Annotated in this window: 12 protein-coding genes and 1 CRISPR repeat array; of the genes, 7 read left to right on the forward strand and 5 right to left on the reverse strand. The window is 57.1% G+C overall.

The window, feature by feature from the left end; translation table 11 throughout:
- The 3 genes from ACZ41G_RS02495 to cas2 all read left to right on the forward strand — a co-directional run bounded on the left by ACZ41G_RS02495 (position 1) and on the right by cas2 (position 3009).
- Positions 1-1035 (forward strand): hypothetical protein, encoded by a 1035-nt coding sequence (locus ACZ41G_RS02495; protein WP_464145757.1) that lies wholly within the window; start codon positions 1-3, stop codon positions 1033-1035.
- Positions 1036-1118: 83 nt separating this feature from the next.
- On the forward strand, positions 1119-2708 hold the full coding sequence (cas1, locus tag ACZ41G_RS02500; RefSeq protein ID WP_464145759.1) for a CRISPR-associated endonuclease Cas1: 1590 nt from the start codon (positions 1119-1121) through the stop codon (positions 2706-2708).
- A gap of 1 nt (position 2709) precedes the next feature.
- The gene (gene cas2, locus ACZ41G_RS02505) at positions 2710-3009 is read left to right on the forward strand and encodes a CRISPR-associated endonuclease Cas2 (protein WP_464145761.1); all 300 of its coding nucleotides are present in this window, start codon (positions 2710-2712) and stop codon (positions 3007-3009) included.
- Positions 3010-3348: 339 nt separating this feature from the next.
- A CRISPR array of direct repeats spans positions 3349-5391; the repeat unit is 36 nt; unit sequence ATTGTCGGGATTCATTTCCCGGCACTTCATTGAGGG.
- Between the two features lie 85 nt (positions 5392-5476).
- Here the strand turns inward: cas2 and ACZ41G_RS02510 are convergent.
- Positions 5477-5815: a hypothetical protein gene (locus ACZ41G_RS02510; protein ID WP_464145763.1), complete on the reverse strand. Its 339-nt coding sequence runs from the start codon at positions 5813-5815 to the stop codon at positions 5477-5479.
- Positions 5816-6197: 382 nt separating this feature from the next.
- On the reverse strand, positions 6198-6560 hold the full coding sequence (locus ACZ41G_RS02515; protein WP_464145765.1) for a hypothetical protein: 363 nt from the start codon (positions 6558-6560) through the stop codon (positions 6198-6200).
- Positions 6561-7700: 1140 nt separating this feature from the next.
- Here ACZ41G_RS02515 and ACZ41G_RS02520 point away from each other — a divergent pair.
- Together ACZ41G_RS02520 and ACZ41G_RS02525 are read left to right on the forward strand one after the other, a co-directional pair.
- A complete protein-coding gene (locus tag ACZ41G_RS02520) occupies positions 7701-8294 on the forward strand; it encodes a cupin domain-containing protein (RefSeq protein WP_464145767.1) in 594 nt (197 codons plus the stop codon).
- Between the two features lie 11 nt (positions 8295-8305).
- Positions 8306-9184: a class I SAM-dependent methyltransferase gene (locus tag ACZ41G_RS02525; RefSeq protein ID WP_464145769.1), complete on the forward strand. Its 879-nt coding sequence runs from the start codon at positions 8306-8308 to the stop codon at positions 9182-9184.
- 997 nt (positions 9185-10181) lie between these two features.
- Here the strand turns inward: ACZ41G_RS02525 and ACZ41G_RS02530 are convergent.
- The 3 genes from ACZ41G_RS02530 to ACZ41G_RS02540 form a co-directional block, all read right to left on the reverse strand.
- Positions 10182-11405, reverse strand: coding sequence for an MFS transporter (locus tag ACZ41G_RS02530; RefSeq protein ID WP_464145771.1), 1224 nt, complete (start codon positions 11403-11405; stop codon positions 10182-10184).
- A 202-nt stretch (positions 11406-11607) separates the two neighbouring features.
- The gene (locus ACZ41G_RS02535) at positions 11608-12504 is read right to left on the reverse strand and encodes a carbohydrate kinase family protein (protein WP_033505181.1); all 897 of its coding nucleotides are present in this window, start codon (positions 12502-12504) and stop codon (positions 11608-11610) included.
- Positions 12505-12599: 95 nt separating this feature from the next.
- Positions 12600-13811, reverse strand: a complete 1212-nt coding sequence (locus tag ACZ41G_RS02540; RefSeq protein ID WP_464145773.1) for an ROK family transcriptional regulator — start codon at positions 13809-13811, stop codon at positions 12600-12602.
- A gap of 891 nt (positions 13812-14702) precedes the next feature.
- Here ACZ41G_RS02540 and ACZ41G_RS02545 point away from each other — a divergent pair.
- Positions 14703-15572: a hypothetical protein gene (locus ACZ41G_RS02545; RefSeq protein ID WP_464145775.1), complete on the forward strand. Its 870-nt coding sequence runs from the start codon at positions 14703-14705 to the stop codon at positions 15570-15572.
- A 515-nt stretch (positions 15573-16087) separates the two neighbouring features.
- Entirely contained in the window at positions 16088-17686 is a 1599-nt protein-coding gene (locus ACZ41G_RS02550) for an aminopeptidase P family protein (RefSeq protein WP_321046110.1), read from the forward strand.
- Positions 17687-17979: the final 293 nt, after the last annotated feature.

Raw genomic sequence — 17979 nt, forward strand, 5'->3', positions numbered from 1 at the left:
ATGAGTATCACTGTTCCGGTAGATGTGCATGATGCGTTCTCGCATTTGTTCCTCGTCGGGCTCGCCTCGATTGTTGAGGAAGAGATGCCCGGCACCTATTGCGCTTTGCGGTGGGAGGGGTCGGGCACGAGTGCGACCGTGATGTTCTCCTCTCCGATGGAGCTTGATGATGTGACTGCATGCGTGCACTCACATGTGGCGAAATATAATGACCTTCTCGCCATGACATCCGACGGCGAATACGACGGAGGCACTCCACATGCAACGATGTCGCCAAGACTGAGCAATATCGTGGAGCCTTCTGGCTGGAGAGCATTGCAACATGATCGCCAGAACGCCATTGACGCGTTGGATTCAATGGGGGAATGCCGGTATTTCGGCGCTTTGGGTCAGCCTTCGTACTGGTCTGGACGTGTGAGTGGATCATCCCACGCACTTCAAGCGGATTATGGTGCCTCCCGATGGGAGATGGTTGCGCGGAACAGGGGGCAAGAGTTTATATCAGGGCGCTTGCGGAAGCTGGCGCAAATCGCCTCCGACTTTTCCTCGGAAAGGATCTGGGCTGGAATCAGCGGTGAAGTCGAAACGGACGAGTGCGGCAAGAACAAATCCGACAGTCGAACCGCCACCGGATTGCATGCTCCCTCCCTTACTGATAACGTTCGTGCTTGGTGTGCGTTGATTGGAGTGTCTGCGTTTCCGGTTATCCCCAGCGTTTCTGATTCGAGGGACTCCACTGCTGCGATGTTCCAGATTTCGAGGAAGGGATCCTACGCAGTGCTTCCGGTTTTCACGGGAGAATGGACCCTCTCGCGATTCCGCTCGGTTGCTCGCAGTGCTGCGCTGCTGCAGGCAGGCGCATCTGTAGTGCTGGCTGAGGGTGATTCTGAGTTCACTGTGCATGATGATTGGCTGGCTGAGCGCAACGTGATTGCCTGTGCGATATTTCGACAATTTGTCTCAGACAATAAAAGCGCTCCAGAACGTTGGCTGGAACGCGGCACGTTCACTCCGGTTCGAGGGACGAGCCGGTAACTCATTGCAAAGAGCCTGAAGAAGGTGGGTCATGCCTATGCATGACCTACCTATGAAAGGCCTAGAAGAGAGAGAAGAGAATCATGGATGATGACCCGCTGCCTATCAGTCTCATCGCGGATTTTGTGTTCTGCCCGAGACGAGCATGGCTTGAAATGCAAGGTGAACGAGTGGAATCCGCGCAGATCCAGCAGGGAACCAATGATCATGCCGTTGCTGATCGCTTCACAGGGGTTGATGATGCGGGTCTTTTCCATGCGATCGATATTCGAGCGAATCAGTGGAATCTATCCGGTCGTCTTGACGCGGTCCAGCTCACGGAGGATGGCGCCATTATCCGTGAATACAAAGCTACGCCTGTCAAGCGAGAGATGCGAGTGACTGACGCGATGCGCATCCAGCTCGCCTTGCAAGCGATGTGTTTGCAAGAGATGGGATACAAAATCGTGGGAACGCAGATTTTCTTTACTTCCCACCATCGGCGTGTAGATGTGGAACTGACGTCCGATGATTTTCATGATGCAGAATGTGCAATAAAGGGAACGCGGGCGCTCGCCAATTCTGACGTGGCGCCGGAACCATTCGAAGACAGCCCACGATGCATGTATTGCTCTCACGTTGGTATTTGCCTTCCCGATGAACGCAAGTCAGAACCAGTGAATCGTCGGATCGTTGTCAAATCTCCCGATTGTCAGGTGACGCACATTGCTACACCCGGCGCAAAGCTGTATATCCACTCAGGTCGGATGATCGCGAGCAAAGCGGGGGAGGAGATTGCCTCCATCCCCATCGAAACAATCTCCGCACTTGAGGTGCATGGCAATTGTGATTTGTCAAGTGCCTTGATACGTGAACTGCTGTGGAGAAACGTCCCAATACTGTGGTGCAGCGGTACCGGTAGGTTCTACGGTTGGGCTCAATCCTCCTACGGGCCTAATGGCCAGGTCCGAGTGCGGCAGCATGTGGCTTCAGAAACAGGCCGTCTTGGTCTGGCCAGGGAATTCATCGCAACAAAAATTCACAACCAGCGAATTTTGCTGCGACGTTCGGACAACACCAACGAGGTGCTGCCAAGGCTGAAAGAGCTGGAGAAAACAGTCAAGAACGTGAATCTGTGGCAAGATGTGCTGGGATTGGAAGGCGAAGCGGCGTCCTTGTATTTTTCGCAATTCTCCCAACTCATCAAGCCTGATAAACGAGAACAATGGCAATGGCAGGGCAGAGCGAGGAGGCCGGCTCCAGACGCGCTTAATTCGATGCTGGATTATACTTATGCACTGCTGCTTGCCGATTGTGTGAAGGCAATCATTGCCTGTGGCTTGGATCCTCATGCGGGCTTCATTCACAGCAGTAAGCGCAACAAGCCTGCGCTGGCACTTGATTTGATGGAGGAGTTCAGAGCGCCTATCGCCGATTCGGTGGTACAGACGGTGGTGAATAACGGAGAGGTCAAGCCATCCGGATTTACGGAGATCCTTGGTTCGGTGCGAATGGATGACTGTACGCGCAAATCTTTGATCGGTGCATATGAACGGCGAATGGAGACACAAATCGTCCATCCCGTCTTCGGGTATAAAGCGAGTTGGCGCCGCGTCGTCGAGATTCAAGCGCGAATGATCCTTGGCTATTTGGATGGTACACAGTCCGAATATCACGGGATGAGAGTCAGGTGACATGATGAGCGACGAAAAGCGTGCGTATCTGCTTGCCTATGATGTGTGCAATGACAAACGTCGTGCTCATATTGCGAAGTATTTGCAAAGCTATGGTGAGAGGATCCAATACAGCTTGTTTTATTTTGAAATTCGTCCCGCCCGTCTTCTCCAAATCAGAAAGAGAGTGGAGAGCGAAATGGACTGCAGGGAGGATTCCGTGCTCGTGGTGAACCTGGGGAGGGTAGAACAGGCAGATGATGCAATGGAATTTGTAGGAAGGCGTTCGCTTCGCGACGTGGAAATACCTACTGTTATTTGAATCATCTGAGATTGCTTTTGCCTTGAAAGGAAGGGCTCTGGGGCGGCCTGATTGCTGTAACGGTCCATGTTGCTTCGCTAAAGCACGTTTTGACCTTGAGCAGGATGCTCGCGTTGTTTGAAAATTGAAGAGTGATGGCAATTTATTCCTAGCGAGAGCTGAATCGCCTGGTATTTTCTCGAGGAGCGCTCGCAGTGAGGTTTCTTGGTGCGAGCGCTCCATTTTCGATGTCCTTTTCTGCGTTCGTGATTCATGTTGTTCACGAGAAAGAATGGATGCGCCGGAGCGCTCGCAACTTTCGGCGTTCGCCTTGCTAATAGTTCGTGTTACACTGTGGCTATTGTCGGGATTCATTTCCCGGCACTTCATTGAGGGTACCTGATCGTCGAGTATTCGGCGGTCGGCGTCATATTGTCGGGATTCATTTCCCGGCACTTCATTGAGGGCTCACAAAATGGGAAAAACGCTCGCTTGGCATGTCATTGTCGGGATTCATTTCCCGGCACTTCATTGAGGGGGCGTGTATCACGCCGTCGCCAACGCCGACTGCACGATTGTCGGGATTCATTTCCCGGCACTTCATTGAGGGTCGTCCGGAGTCTTGGATTCTGTCTGGATGCGGTCCAATTGTCGGGATTCATTTCCCGGCACTTCATTGAGGGGTGTGGTCCGGCTCGGAATGGACGAATGTTGGCTCGATTGTCGGGATTCATTTCCCGGCACTTCATTGAGGGGTTGTGCTATCGGTCGCTGAATAATGGGTTTCCCGCATTGTCGGGATTCATTTCCCGGCACTTCATTGAGGGTTGACCTGCAGGGCGAGGCGCTCCTTGATGCGGAACATTGTCGGGATTCATTTCCCGGCACTTCATTGAGGGAACGCTGGCGATGGCGACCCAACCGGCGACGTCTGGATTGTCGGGATTCATTTCCCGGCACTTCATTGAGGGCCAACGCAAGTATGGGCTTCGGCAGACCGGCTTGCATTGTCGGGATTCATTTCCCGGCACTTCATTGAGGGTGACCGTGCTCGCGGTGTCATTGAGCGCCGCTTGCAGATTGTCGGGATTCATTTCCCGGCACTTCATTGAGGGTCGACGGTCGGCACCATCAACCAGTAAAACACACAGGCATTGTCGGGATTCATTTCCCGGCACTTCATTGAGGGGACAACAACCAGTTCGGTTTCGGCAACAACGGTTTCATTGTCGGGATTCATTTCCCGGCACTTCATTGAGGGGGCGACCCCGACGGCCTGGGCGACTTGAAGCGCCAATTGTCGGGATTCATTTCCCGGCACTTCATTGAGGGGGCGACCCCGACGGCCTGGGCGACTTGAAGCGCCAATTGTCGGGATTCATTTCCCGGCACTTCATTGAGGGTGGTTGATGTTGCGCGTGCGGGTGGTGTCGGCGGTGATTGTCGGGATTCATTTCCCGGCACTTCATTGAGGGATTCCCGAGGTTGCGCCACAGACCGATTATTCCACATTGCCGGGATTCATTTCCCGGCACTTCATTGAGGGAGTTGGGCGCTATCGACTTGCCGGACGTGGAGGACATTGCCGGGATTCATTTCCCGGCACTTCATTGAGGGTCGTCCGGCTCACGGTTGGACACCTTGATCCCGGCATTGCCGGGATTCATTTCCCGGCACTTCATTGAGGGTTCTCCTGCACCCCCGCATCCTCAGCCATCGCAATGATTGCCGGGATTCATTTCCCGGCACTTCATTGAGGGGAGGAATCCATTGCGGATCTGGCCAGCACAATCCTCATTGCCGGGATTCATTTCCCGGCACTTCATTGAGGGGTGAGCGGCGTCAGACCACATGAGACAGTCGGAGATTGCCGGGATTCATTTCCCGGCACTTCATTGAGGGTAACTGGTCATCGGATCATCCCCACAAGCGTGGGGAATTGCCGGGATTCATTTCCCGGCACTTCATTGAGGGCAAATACCCAAGCCCGCCATACTGGTGACGGCACCTGTTGCCGGGATTCATCTCCCGGCACTTCATTGAGGGCTTAGCAGCGTGACGCCAAGCGAAATCATTCGCGCGTTGCCGGGATTCATCTCCCGGCACTTCATTGAGGGAGTGGCTTGCCGCATCTTACGCAACACTGCCGGTATTGCCGGGATTCATCTCCCGGCACTTCATTGAGGGCGTCACCACCTTGGGTTTTGAGGCTTACGCCAACGCATTGCCGGGATTCATCTCCTGGCACTTCATTGAGGGCGTCGGGATGACATTCTGCGCCACAGTTTTCACGCTCATTGCCGGGATTCATTTCCCGGCACTTCATTGAGGGCGGCTGCGCAAGGACATCGAGAATCACCTGATCCCATTGCCGGGATTCGTTTCCCGGCACTTCATTGAAGATCATACCGATAAACATGCAGTCCTAGGCGAGTACTATCACCAGAATTCATTACAACCTCTTTCATCACACCCGTCTCTGGCTTTATTACGTCTTACCTCTCACCCTCACCGCACCACCACCGCACCACCATCTCACCACCATTCCGGCATCAACCTTCCAACCGCAGTAATCCAAGACGGCTCGTTCCCGTTGTGACAGTTTAGCGATTGCATCATTGGGCACCACAATATGTTTGCCATTGTCGTGCAGCTGCGCGTTTTTCCATGGCAATCCAGCGGTACCGTCGGCCGAGTTCATCCCAGTTGCCAGGCTTATCGCGCCAGTCCGATAGTTCATCTCAATCTTGTCAGCGGGATAATCCACTCCGGAATCGTCATGATTCGGAAGAATCCCCATGCCGCTGACTACCATGCCGATGGGCAAATCTGTGGCATCAACAAAACCGGTGACCGCACGCAGTCGCGGATTGAATACACGTCATCTGGCACGTGTACAACGGTACAGTCCGTTCTCTTCCACAAGATCCCCGGACCACAGCAATACGTTCATGGCATCCGCAACACAGGTGCCAGACAACATGGTGAATATTCCACGTGCATACTGTTCGACGCCCGTCAACCAATGTTCGGTGCGTTCCCGGGCATGTCGTGGCGTCACGTCGTATGTTCCGCCGTATCCATCGTCAATGCACGTCGCCTGGATCTGGAACCGAAGGCTGGGTTGCAGCGTTCTCGTCCAACGCGATTGCTCAGCCTCGTGGGGGAGTGGCACAATCCCCAGGTCATCGGCCATCGCCCGAAGCAGGTCAACGGACATGATGATGCCCGTCCAACGCCGCAAGCAAATCCTGAACCGCGTCAACAGACCCAAGCCTTCCGCTCAGCGCCTGCGCATGTTTCGCATCCTGCGCTGCATTGGTCCGCACAGCCAACTGATACTGCAGCCAGACGTTCGCACCGCAGAGTCCCTTGGCGGTGGCACGGAATGCGGCGAGATGTGCAAGTGATTTGAGGGGAACGGCATCGGCAAACGTGAACCCCAAATCGTTCAGTTCGTCCACAACCTGCAGGGAGTTAAGCGGTTCGGAGGGAGGGATTTTCACGCAATGCTGCACAGCACGATGCTCCGCCGGGAGCGTGACCAGTTGCTCGGAGGGAACAAGCAGCATGCTGTCCCACACATCCGGGCAATCAATGAGAGATTCGCGTAGGCGCCTACCGGGAAGATAAGCGTCTTCTTGCTGTCTTGCCTTGTCGGCGAAAACAGCAAAGCCTCGTTGACCATGTCCGGTGTTCCCTCAAACACGACAATCGAGGACGGGCACTGGTCAATCGCTGCGGCCACTGACCTTGAACCGAATGCTCCTGGCTCGTATCAATCCGGTATGTGGGCGTGCCATCGAACGCAAACGACCATGCGTTTGTGACTTGCATGACGATATTTGAATCCACCGCGAACAACGAGGTCACAGCGCGGCAGCGTGCGAGCAAAGTTGCAAACGGTTGCAACGAGACCCCTCCTGCATGGAGTTAACGCCGGGTGTCTCCAGATTATATACGAGCGCATCGGGCAGGGAACGCTGCCCGTATCCAACTGTTTCATGCCGGGGATTTTGCTTCCATGGCGCCGAAGAAGATGCGGAGATTCACCCCAGTACCGGGTATATCCCATGGAGTGACGCTAAGCAGGCTTGTGCCAACGCGGAAGAATCTTATCGGGGCGATATCCCCGATACAGATTGTGCCAGAGTAAGGGGCCACAAGGGCGGTAGCTGTCATTCTGAGCTCCCCGTCAGTCTGAGCTCCCGTCATTCTAGGTTGCCTATATCGGGGCGATGACAGTATCTCGTATATCAGTTGTATCGAAGAGCGAGTATTTCCCCTATCTGTAGTACCCTGCGAACAATATCTCCACTATTTGTGTTCGTGCGTGCCCGGTACCGCGAGTATGATCCGCGGAATATCACCAGTCGTACTTGCGGTATCGCTAGTCGTCGAACCCTGATAAGCGAGATGGTCTCCGGCAGGTACTACAGATACCGCAGATACCCGCAGATCGGCGTGCGGTGTTCCGGTGTCGCGACGCCAGTGCCCCATCGTAAGCTGCGTCTGCCGCGATCTTACCTGGTTGCCTGCCATGTCCAGTCGTCTCGGCAGGGCCCGGGCAGACGATTATCGTAACAGCGTATGTCTGGAGTTTTTGCCTACGGGACAGGCAGATGGAACCATTGGCCGGTGTGATACACCCCACACTGCTGGCTCCAATTTCCCGTTGAAAAGTCTTGAAGTGTTGTGCTGCCATTGTGATAATGAACCTGCATTCAGCGTTTCTGCGTATCGCCGGGACGCGACTCGTGCAAGATTTGTCTCATACCGAATACAGAAAGAGAGGCATTATGGCCAAAACGACTGTTTCCGAATCTGTCGTGAGTACCGGAATCAACGAGAATCTTCCCATTCTTGATGACACGACCACCTCCCGCGTAGTGGTGAACAACCCGTTGTTGCGACACGTGTTCTTTACGTTCGGTGAAGGGCAGGTGCTCACTGATCACGCGTCAGCGCGCGCGGTGATCGTCAATATTCTTGAAGGCAAGTTCGATTTCACGGTCGGAGGGACAAGGAATATCGTCTCAGCGGGCGACGTGATTTATCTGGCGCCGGGGGAGAGGCATGCGTTGACGGCATTGGAGCCGAGCCGTATGTCGTTAACGCTGATTGACGTGGAATCGATGTGTCAGACGCAAGAGGGCGATGCTTGCAATGCGCAACCGGATTCGTGTGACCCGTCTCACCGGGGTCATCATGGAAGCTGCGGATGCCATGGACATGGGAGTCGGCACGGCGAACATCTTCAAGAACAGGAAGATTCGCAACTCGAACAGCAGGATGGTGATCGGTGATCGCTTTGGGCATGTCCAACAAGCCAAATACTTCGGGCACTCCTTCAGGCGAGCAGAGCGTCCTCGGCTTGCGGAATGCCCGGATAACGCAAAGTGTCCACGGACAGCGTTCCGGCCCCGAGGAACAGCGCCTGCAGGGGCACTGGTTGCTCGCCAAGATGGGCAAACGCGTGCTGCGCCCCGGTGGCATCGAGCTGACTTGTGCCATGCTTGATGCCGTTGGCGTGAATGCTGACGATGACATTGTAGAATTCGGCCCCGGAGTAGGCAAGACCGCAGCGTTACTGCTCGCAGTGAATCCCCGCAGTTATACGGGTGTCGATCCGAATCCGGAAGGTGAAACGGCGATGGGTGAGATCGTCGGTGAACACCGTCAAGCGAGAATGGTCAAGGCGGATGCTGCGCGTACCGGTCTGCCGGATGCGTCTGCGAGCCTTGTCATTGGTGAGGCCATGCTGACCATGCTCCCACTTGAACGCAAGCGTGCCGTAGTGCGTGAAGCCGCGAGAATCCTCAAACCCGGGTGTCGCTATGCGATCCATGAGATGGGATTGAAACCGGAAGATGCCGACCGGCAATTGCGCAATGACCTGGAACGTGGAATCTCGCGGGCGATTCATGTCGGGGCAAGACCGTTGACGCTCCCCGAATGGGTGGACATGCTCGACGGCGAAGGATTTGACGTCACCGCCACACTGGAACGTCCGATGCACCTACTGGAGCCCGCCCGCATCGTCAGTGACGAGGGATTCGGCGGCGCGATGCGGTTCGCCAGCAATATGATACGCAATTCGGCGGGTAGAAAGCGGGTTCTTGCTATGCGCAAGGTGTTTTGCCGGTACGATGCGAACCTGTGCGCGTATGCGATTGTCGCCGTGAAGAGGGCGTAAGACGGAAGGACAGTAATTCGCTGATGGTCGGATGATGACTTGCCGGGTGATGCCGGTCGCATATCTCTCTTCAGCTGACATGTAGCTGATTGCGGGGAGTGCGGTCAAGCAGGATTCGCGAACTGGACATGGACAGCCCGGGTAGTGCTCTTGGATAGGGCATTGCTCGGGCTGTCTTCATGCGGCACGGTTGCTGCGGATGGTCTTCCGCGCTCCCGCCATCGCGAGACTGGACATTCTGACCGGTCTGGTCGAATCAGCAGATTGGGCATAGGTTAGAGGCGAATCAATGAGAGATGCGAATCAGGGGAAGGGAATCAACAAGAGGGGAATTAGCAAGATTGGCTCGCAATCTGGGTGCCACCCCGCGACGACGATTCGGAATGGTCCGAGTGCCGATGTGTGAGGATTCACTCACAAAACGGGTATCGGAGATGCGCGGGACACTGATTCTGGCGTGTGCAACCCTTGTCGTGTGAGGATTGACTCACAAAGTGGGTGGCGCGACCACCCTGCGATGGTGATTCGTGGTGGTCTGGGTACCGATGTGCGAGGATTCGCTCACAAAGTGGGTGTTGGAGATGCGGGGAGGCGCCGATTCTGGCGTGCCTGACCCCCCATCGTGTGAGGATCGGCTCACAAACTGGGGGTGGAGTGGCCGGTGTCGTCGGTTTTGGTGCGCCCGACCCCCGTTGTGTGAGGATTCGCTCACAAACCGGGCGATTGAGATGCGGAGAAGCACCGGTTTCGGGAGACAGGTCCCCGCCATATGAGGATTGCCCACAAGCAGGCGCCCCTCGGAGCTTTCCACCCATAGGACCTCCGCACCTGCCCTCCGACAACAATGCTGAGGAGCTCCTTGCACGAGTCGATTCTCGCGCAAAGAGCCCCTCGAACTCAGCAATCAGGCGGAAACGAGACTATCCGAACTGGCGAACCATTCCGGCGCTGTTGCATGATTGCACTAGTACACCGAGTGCACGATTGCACCTGACACTTACTTCTTCGCCGGCTCCATCGCCTTGTCGTAAGCCAGCGCAATGACGAGCACGTAAATCGCACCCACCGCCACGACGATAATCGAACCGGCTTGACCCATCGCATCGGCGGCGGCACCCATAATCGGCGGGAAGATTGCCCCTCCGATCAGGCCCATCATCATCAGGCCGGATACCTCGTTCTGACGGGAGGGCAGGGCGTTCAGCGCGTGAGACAAGCACAGCGAGAACACATTCGCGTTGCCGAAACCGATCAGCGCAACCGCAAGATAGAACAGCCATTGCGGCGGGTTGGACGTGATCGTGGTGAACACGGCGAAGCAAACAACCGCCAGCACCATAATCACACCGCAAATGCGCAGCGCCGTTTTATTATCCATCTTCTGCAGCACGATGCCGCCAAGTCCCGTACCGATGGTGCGGAACGCGAAGTACAAGGAGGTCGCGCCGGCAGCAGTGGCGAGCGGTACTGCGGTATGTTCCATCAGGATGCGCGGTGCCTGAGCGTTGATGCCGACATCAATACCCACGTGCGCGATAATGCCGAGGAAGCATAGCAGAATGATCGGATTGCCGAGCAGCTTGAAGCAGCTCGCGATGCTGGCTTGTCCGGCATCAGGCGCAGGCTCGTCGATCTTGTCCAGCGCCAGTGCGACGCCGACGATGATGCCGATGATCAGATAAATCACATACAGCACCCACCATGCGCCGAGTTTGGATGCGCCCCATCCGGCAATCAGCGGTGCGAAGAACGACGCGAACGCTTTGACGAACTGCCCGGTGGTGAGGGTGGATGCGAGCTTGTCGCCGTTCACGAACACGGTGAGCAGCGGATTGAGCGACACCTGCATGAGTGTGTTGCCGATGCCCAGCAGTGAGAACGAGATGATCATAAGCGCCAGTCGTGGCGTGCCGGCGACCGCAGTGTACGCGATAACCGGCAGCAGCATGGCCACGGCGGTGACGACCAGTGAAATGAGCACCGTCTTGCGGCGGCCGATTTTATTCATCAACACGCCGGTTGGTACGGAGAAAATCAGGAACCAGAAGAACACCATGGAGGTGAACAGGTTCGCTTGGGAGTCGGACAGGTTGAATTCAGGCTTGACGTAGTTGGTGGCGGTGCCGACCAGATCGACGAAACCCATGACGAAGAATGCGGCAATCACAGGGATGAGTGCCTTGATGTTGGTTTTCTTCGCCGTCGCAGTGGTGTTGCTCATGATTTCCCCTTTTGATGCAACGCGACCGGTAACGGTTATGCGGTTTGGAGTGATGAAAGATATGAAATGCATGCACCCCAGTCGATACCAGTGATGAACGGATATGGGCTGGGGTGCGGGGCCGCATGGTTGCCATGCATAGTTGCTACGCGTGGCTGTTATGCGGTCGTGAAGAGAAGCATGTCGTCAGAGGTCTGGCGGATTACATGCCTGCTTCGGCGAGATAATCCGGAATCTGCGCCGGATACTCAGGCCAAGCGCCATCGTTGGTGCACACGAAGGCTGCGGTGTTCACGGCGGCGCGGTGGGCTTCCTCAAGGCTTGCGCCGGTGAGAATCTTCGCCGCGAACGTTCCGGAGAACGAGTCGCCGGCGCCGACGGTGTCCGCAACTTGGACGTGCGGGGTGGACAGCGTGGAGCTGTCGCCGGTCTTGGAAATAATCGTGCTGAAGGTCGCGCCGCCGGTCAGGATGATGTAATCCAAGCCGTACTGGGTGAGGAACCAGCGGCAGGCCTCGTCGTCGGAAGTGCCGCGGATGCCGAACATGTCACGCAGCAGCAGGAGTTCCGCGTCGTTGAGCTTGAACACGGTCGCGTAGCCGAGCAGTTCCTCGATCAGCTCCTTGGAGTAGTGGTCGCCGCGGATGTTGATGTCGAAGAACTTCATGGCGCCGGGCTTCGTGTGCTTGAGCAGCTCGACGATGGTGTCATGCGATTCGGGGGAGCGCAGGCCGAGCGTGCCGAAGCACACGCAGTCGGCCTTCTCCACCTGTTCGATCAGTTCACGGGTGTACAGGATGTGGTCCCATGCCACGCCGCGGACGATCGTGTACTCGGGGATACCGTTCTTTAGCGCGACATCAACGGTGCCGGTCGGCCAGGCGTTGCGCTGGATGATCGCGTTGATGCCGGCGTCCTTGGTGACCTTGGCCAGCTCATCGCCGAGCTCATCCTCGCCGACAGCGCTGATGGCGTAGCCGTCCGCGCCATTGTGCATGGCGTGGTAGATGAAGTTGACCGGGGCGCCGCCTGCGCGCTTGCCGCTGGGGAGCATATCCCACAGGAGTTCGCCGAGTGAGAGAACGATTGGCTTTGCCATGATGATTCCTTTCGATGGTGTGGTTGGTTGTTGGTTGGTTTGTTCTGTTTTCCGATTGGGAAATCTGGACAGTTATCGGGTCCCTAGGCGGGTGTCTAGGTGATGGCGAAGAACCTTGACGGATGTTCAAGGAACTGGGTCACCGCGACCGCGGCGGCGCCGATGACGGCGGCATCCGCGGGAAGCTTGGACAGGCAGATGGTGGTCGCCTTGTTGAGTTCGGGAATGACGCGTTCATCGACCACTTCGCGCGCCGCGTCCAACAGCGGCTGACCACCTTCGGCAACGATATCGCCCAAGACGATGCGCTCAGGGTTGAATGTGTTAAAGATGGTCACACAACCGTAGCCGACATACCGGCCAATCTCGTGGACGAGTGCTTGGGCGTCGGCATCGCCCTGCGCGGCCTGCTCGAACAGCGCGTGGCATGCCTGCTTGTGGGTCATGCCGCCCGTGTCGGGGACGATGCCGGTTCCGGCGAGCCGCTCGTGGATAGCGACCGCAGAGCAGTAGCGCTCGAGGCATCCGCGGTTGCCGCAGTCGCACGGCAGGCCGTTGACGTCGATGCTGACATGGCCGATTTCGGCCGCGGCACCCTGGGCTCCGTTGACGAGCCTGCCATCGTCGATGACACCGAGGCCGACGCCTTCGCCCAGCAGATAATAGGCGAGATTATCGCAGTTGTTGCTTGCCGGATCGAACAGATATTGCGCGAGCACGCCGGCGCGGGCGTCCTGCTCGACGAACACCGGTACGCGGAATGCATCGGAGAACTCATCGAGGAAATTGAATGTGCGCCAACCTTGCATTGAGGAGACGACGGCGGTTCTGCCTTTGTGTCGCAGGTAGGGCCCGGGGACCGCCATGCCGATGGCGACGATGGAAGGGTCGCTGTCAAGCAGGGTGCTGATGGTCTCGTGAATGCTGTGGATCGTCTCGGGAATCGTGTCGTTCTTGACGGTCGGCAGGTCTGTGAGGCTTGATGTCGCGCCCTTGAGGTCGAATACGCCGATTTCGACGAGGCTGCGGGCGAATTTCACGCCGATGAAATGGAACTGTTCGGGGTCGAGTTCCAGGCCGATGGACCGGCGGTTCTTGCGCTCTTCGATGCCGCCCACTTCGTGGATGATGCCGGCGTCGATCAGACGTGCGGTGATTTTCGTGATTGCCGCCGCGGACAGGCCGAGTGCGTGGGCGATGCTGGCGCGTGAGCTGATGCCGTGCGTGTACAGGTAGTGCAACACGCGTGAACGGTTGGTTTCCGATACGGTTGATCGGGTTGCTGTGGCGGTGGACTCCGTGTTCATGGCACCTCCTTGCGGCTGTTCTCCTGCTCCGCTTGCGGGCGGGCGGTTCGTCTTTGAATCTGAACTTGATTAAAAGTTTAACTCTGTTAATCAAAAACGGCAAGTGATGGCGTCGGCGTGTCGCGGCGATATTCCCAACCGCCATCGCCTGTTGTACGAGCTGATCCTTGTACGGCAGGGGCGACTTCATCGAAATCGGTGATTCTCCCCATCTCTGCCACCCGGTTTGTGAGTCGATCCTCGCACAACGGTACCCGGCACCACCAAAACCGGCACCATCGGCCACTTCATCACCCGGTTTGTGAGCAAAACCTCACACAACGGGGGTCGGCCACACCAGAATCGACACATCCCCGCATCTCCATCACCCGGTTTGTGAGCGAATCCTCGCACAATGGGGGTCGGGCGCGCCGGAATCGATGCCTCCCCGCATCTCCGATACCTGGTTTGTGAGCGAATCCTCACACGGCGGTAAGTTGCCATTGCCACAACCGGCGATGCTGTCTCCTCCGATACCCGGTTTGTGAGCCAAACCTCACACAATGGGGGCGGCACCACCAAAACCAACGACACCGACCCTTCCATCACCCGGTTTGTGAGCGAATCCTCGCACAATTTGCATCGGAGACGGGCAAGTCACCGACTCCCACAGCCAACAACGCTGCCGTCCAAGTGAACCTCACACAGGGAGCATGACACTGCGGCTGGTGACCGCGCGGCGCATGCGATTCCTCTTTTATCCACATGTTCCCAATGTGGAAGACAATGCGAGCGTTGGCTGGCTATGGTGACATCATGATTGAAGTTAGACAATGTTCCATGCTGGTCCAGCGATCGTTGAAGAGTCGCTCTGCAGAGTTCTTCGAATCCACTCGCACCAGACTGATTCGCATGAGAGCGCTCACACTCCAGCGCTGTCTTATGGCACAATCTCGCTGTTCGAAGCCGCTGGTGTTCGGACAAGAAACCGCACTGAAATTGATGTGTGTCGAAGTGCCGTCAGAAATTGATACTGATGAAATCACTGTGGTCGTACCGCGCCCAAGCGATAGGCCACGGCTTGAAGGGGTGCGGGCAATGGTTTGGTCCCATGAGCTGCCGACGACAACTATTGACGGCATCACTTGCGTGGCGCCAAGCATGGTATGGATCATGTGCGCACGCAAAGCAGGACTGCGCGAGATGGTGTTACTCGGAGATGCTTTAATGCGTCGGGATACGGAGCTGAAGTGGTATTCAATCGGGCAATTGAAATCCGAATTCGTGAATTTCATTCAAGCAGCGGGTGTCGGCGATCGCAGCCGATTCCAGACGTGTGCCCAAGCATTGAAACTTGTGCGAGAAAACACGGATTCTTTTCCTGAAACTCTGCTGCGATTGACGCTCATGCAGCATGGATTGCCGTGTCCGCAAGTCAATTATTGCTTGGAATTGTCAAGCGGTATTGAGTCGCGCGGCGAACAGCTGTTTCTTGATTTGGCGTATCCACAGGCGCGTGTCGCTGTTGAGTATGATGGTCAGCAGCATGCTTGGCAGTGGAATCATGATCGGCGTCGGTTGAAAACGATTGGAGACGCTCATTGGGTACATGTCGCGGTGAGAGGCGAAGACTTGCGTAGCGAGGAATCGCGGTCTGAGCTGACAGCAAGTGTTGTTGACCGACTGGAATGTCAGCTGGGTCGACGAATACGACTGGGGAAGTTCTTGTCTTTGCCTCGGCTGGCAGCCGCTGATCGTAGGCTCGGCTCTGATTTGCATTGACGATTGTCGTCGCAGTGTTATCTGCCACCGTGTGAGGATTCGCTCACAAACTGGGTATCGGAAAGGCGGGGAGGCGTCGATTCTGCGCGTCCGAGCCCCGTTGTGTGAGGATCCACTCACAAACCGGGTGGCAGAGATGCACGAGACACCGATTCCGACGCGCCCAACCCTCATCATGTGAGGTTTGGTTCACAAACTGTGTATCGGGGGAGACGGCATCGCCGGTTGTGGCAATGGCAACGTACCGCCGTGTGAGGATTGGCTCACAATCCGGGTGGTGGAGATGCGGGGATGTGTCGATTCTGGCGTGTCCGATCCCCGTTGTGTGAGGATCGGCTCGCAAACCGGGTGGTGGAGGGGCCGGTGGTGCCGGTTTTGGCGGGACAAGGCTTCGGGCGGATCACGTATGCCGTGACATGCGTAACGCGTCGGATGTCGGCGTTTGCGGCAATCGTGACCGGCGGGTATGACTAGAGTGACAGCAACAACAACGATTCTTGTGTTGGAGGAGTGACATGAGTTCGGTAGTGACTGAAGCAGATAAGGCGTATGAGGCGGAAGAAAGCAAGAACGCCCCGGGCCCGGACCAGCCGATGGCAGACCGGGTGAACAACCGTTCGTTGCGCCCGAACAGCGAGACGTTCCGCCAGTTCATGACCACCGGCTGGGACAACGCCGAGCCGGCGGTCGAGCCGTTGGAATCGAGCAAGTACATCGGCAAGCGTCTTGAGACGCTGGGCAAGCGGTTCCCGGGTGAGCGCATTGTCATTCCCGCGGGTCAGCCGAAGGTACGCAACAATGATTGCGATTACGCGTTCCGCCCGGATACCGCGTTCGCGTATTACACCGGCTTGGGCTGCGATTACGAGGCGGGTGCCGTGCTCGTGCTCAACCCGCTCGATCCGAACAGCGCGGAGGCGAAGGCCGGCAAAACCCATACGCCGGAACTGTTCGTCGCCCCTCGTGCCGATAACAGCACGGCTGATTACTACCGTGACACCCATTACGGCGAGTACTGGGTCGGCCCGCGCGCAGGCCTGCGCGAGCTCAAGGCGATGACGGGCATCGAGACCCATGACATCGCCACACTCGAGGACGCGATCAGCAAGGATGTCGGCGCCGAGGCGGGTGCCGTGCAGTTGCGTGTGGTGCGCACCACCGACCCGTCGATCACGCAGATGGTCGAACGGGTGCGCGAGGCGAACGGTTTCGGCGACCCGGATACCAACACGAAGGCTGATGAGGCGTTGGCGGAGTTCGGTTCCGAGCAGCGCATGGTTAAGGACCAGTATGAGATTGGCGAGATCCGCAAGGCTGTCGAGGCCACGAAGCACGGTTTCGACCGTATGCTCACCCACTTGCCGCGCGTGATCGGACGCCCGCGTTCCGAGCGCATGCTGGAGGGCGCGTTCAATTCGGTGGCCCGCGAGGAGGGCAACGCCGTCGGCTATGACACGATCATCGCCTCGGGCAAGCATGCGCCGATTCTGCATTGGATGCGCAACACCGGAGTGGTCGGCGACGGCGAACTGCTGCTCGTCGATGCCGGTGTCGAGGTCGATAGCCTGTACACGGCTGACATCACGCGCACTTTCCCGGTCAACGGCAAGTTCACGCCCTTGCAGCGTAAGCTGTATCAGGCGGTGCTGGACTCCCAGCAGGCCGGTTTCGAAGCCGCGCAGCCGGGTGCCACGTATTCGGATATCCATCATGCGTGCATGCGCGTGATCGCCGAGCGCCTGCACGAGTGGGGCATTCTGAAAGTCCCGGTCGAGGAATCCCTGTCCCCGCAAGGACAGCAGCATCGTCGTTGGCTTGCTTGCGGTGTCGCGCATCATCTGGGGCTTGACGTGCATGATTGCGCGCAGGCCCGGTACGAGTCGTACCAGGGCGCAAAGATCACGCCGGGCATGATTTTCACAATCGAACCCGGCCTGTATTTCGCGGCGAACGATTTGCTGCTGCCGCCTGAGCTGCGTGGCATCGGCATTCGTATCGAGGATGATGTACTCATGACCGAGCACGGCCCCGAATGGATTTCCGCCGGCATCCCCAAGCAGATCGACGAGGTCGAGGCTTGGCTTGCCGAGCGTGCGGCTGCGCGCGAGGACTGAGATTCTGCGTCCCTGAGGCATCAATCCGTTGCGATGGCCATGCCGGAGCAAGCCATCGCAACGGATTGACGTATCTTTCGGTACTTCCGGTATTTTCGGGCATATTTCGACACGTTCCAGTACGTGACGGTACGTTCCGCACGTTTCGACACGTTCGGATGCGTTCCACACGCTTCGGTACGTTACGCACTTTCCGCACGTTTCGACACGTACCAAACCCCGATTCCCACATCCCGTCTCCACGCCCAACCCTTCCGTACGCCCAACCTTCCCATACCCCCGCCCCTCAACAC

The sequence above is a fragment of the Bifidobacterium porcinum genome (genome assembly GCF_055378475.1).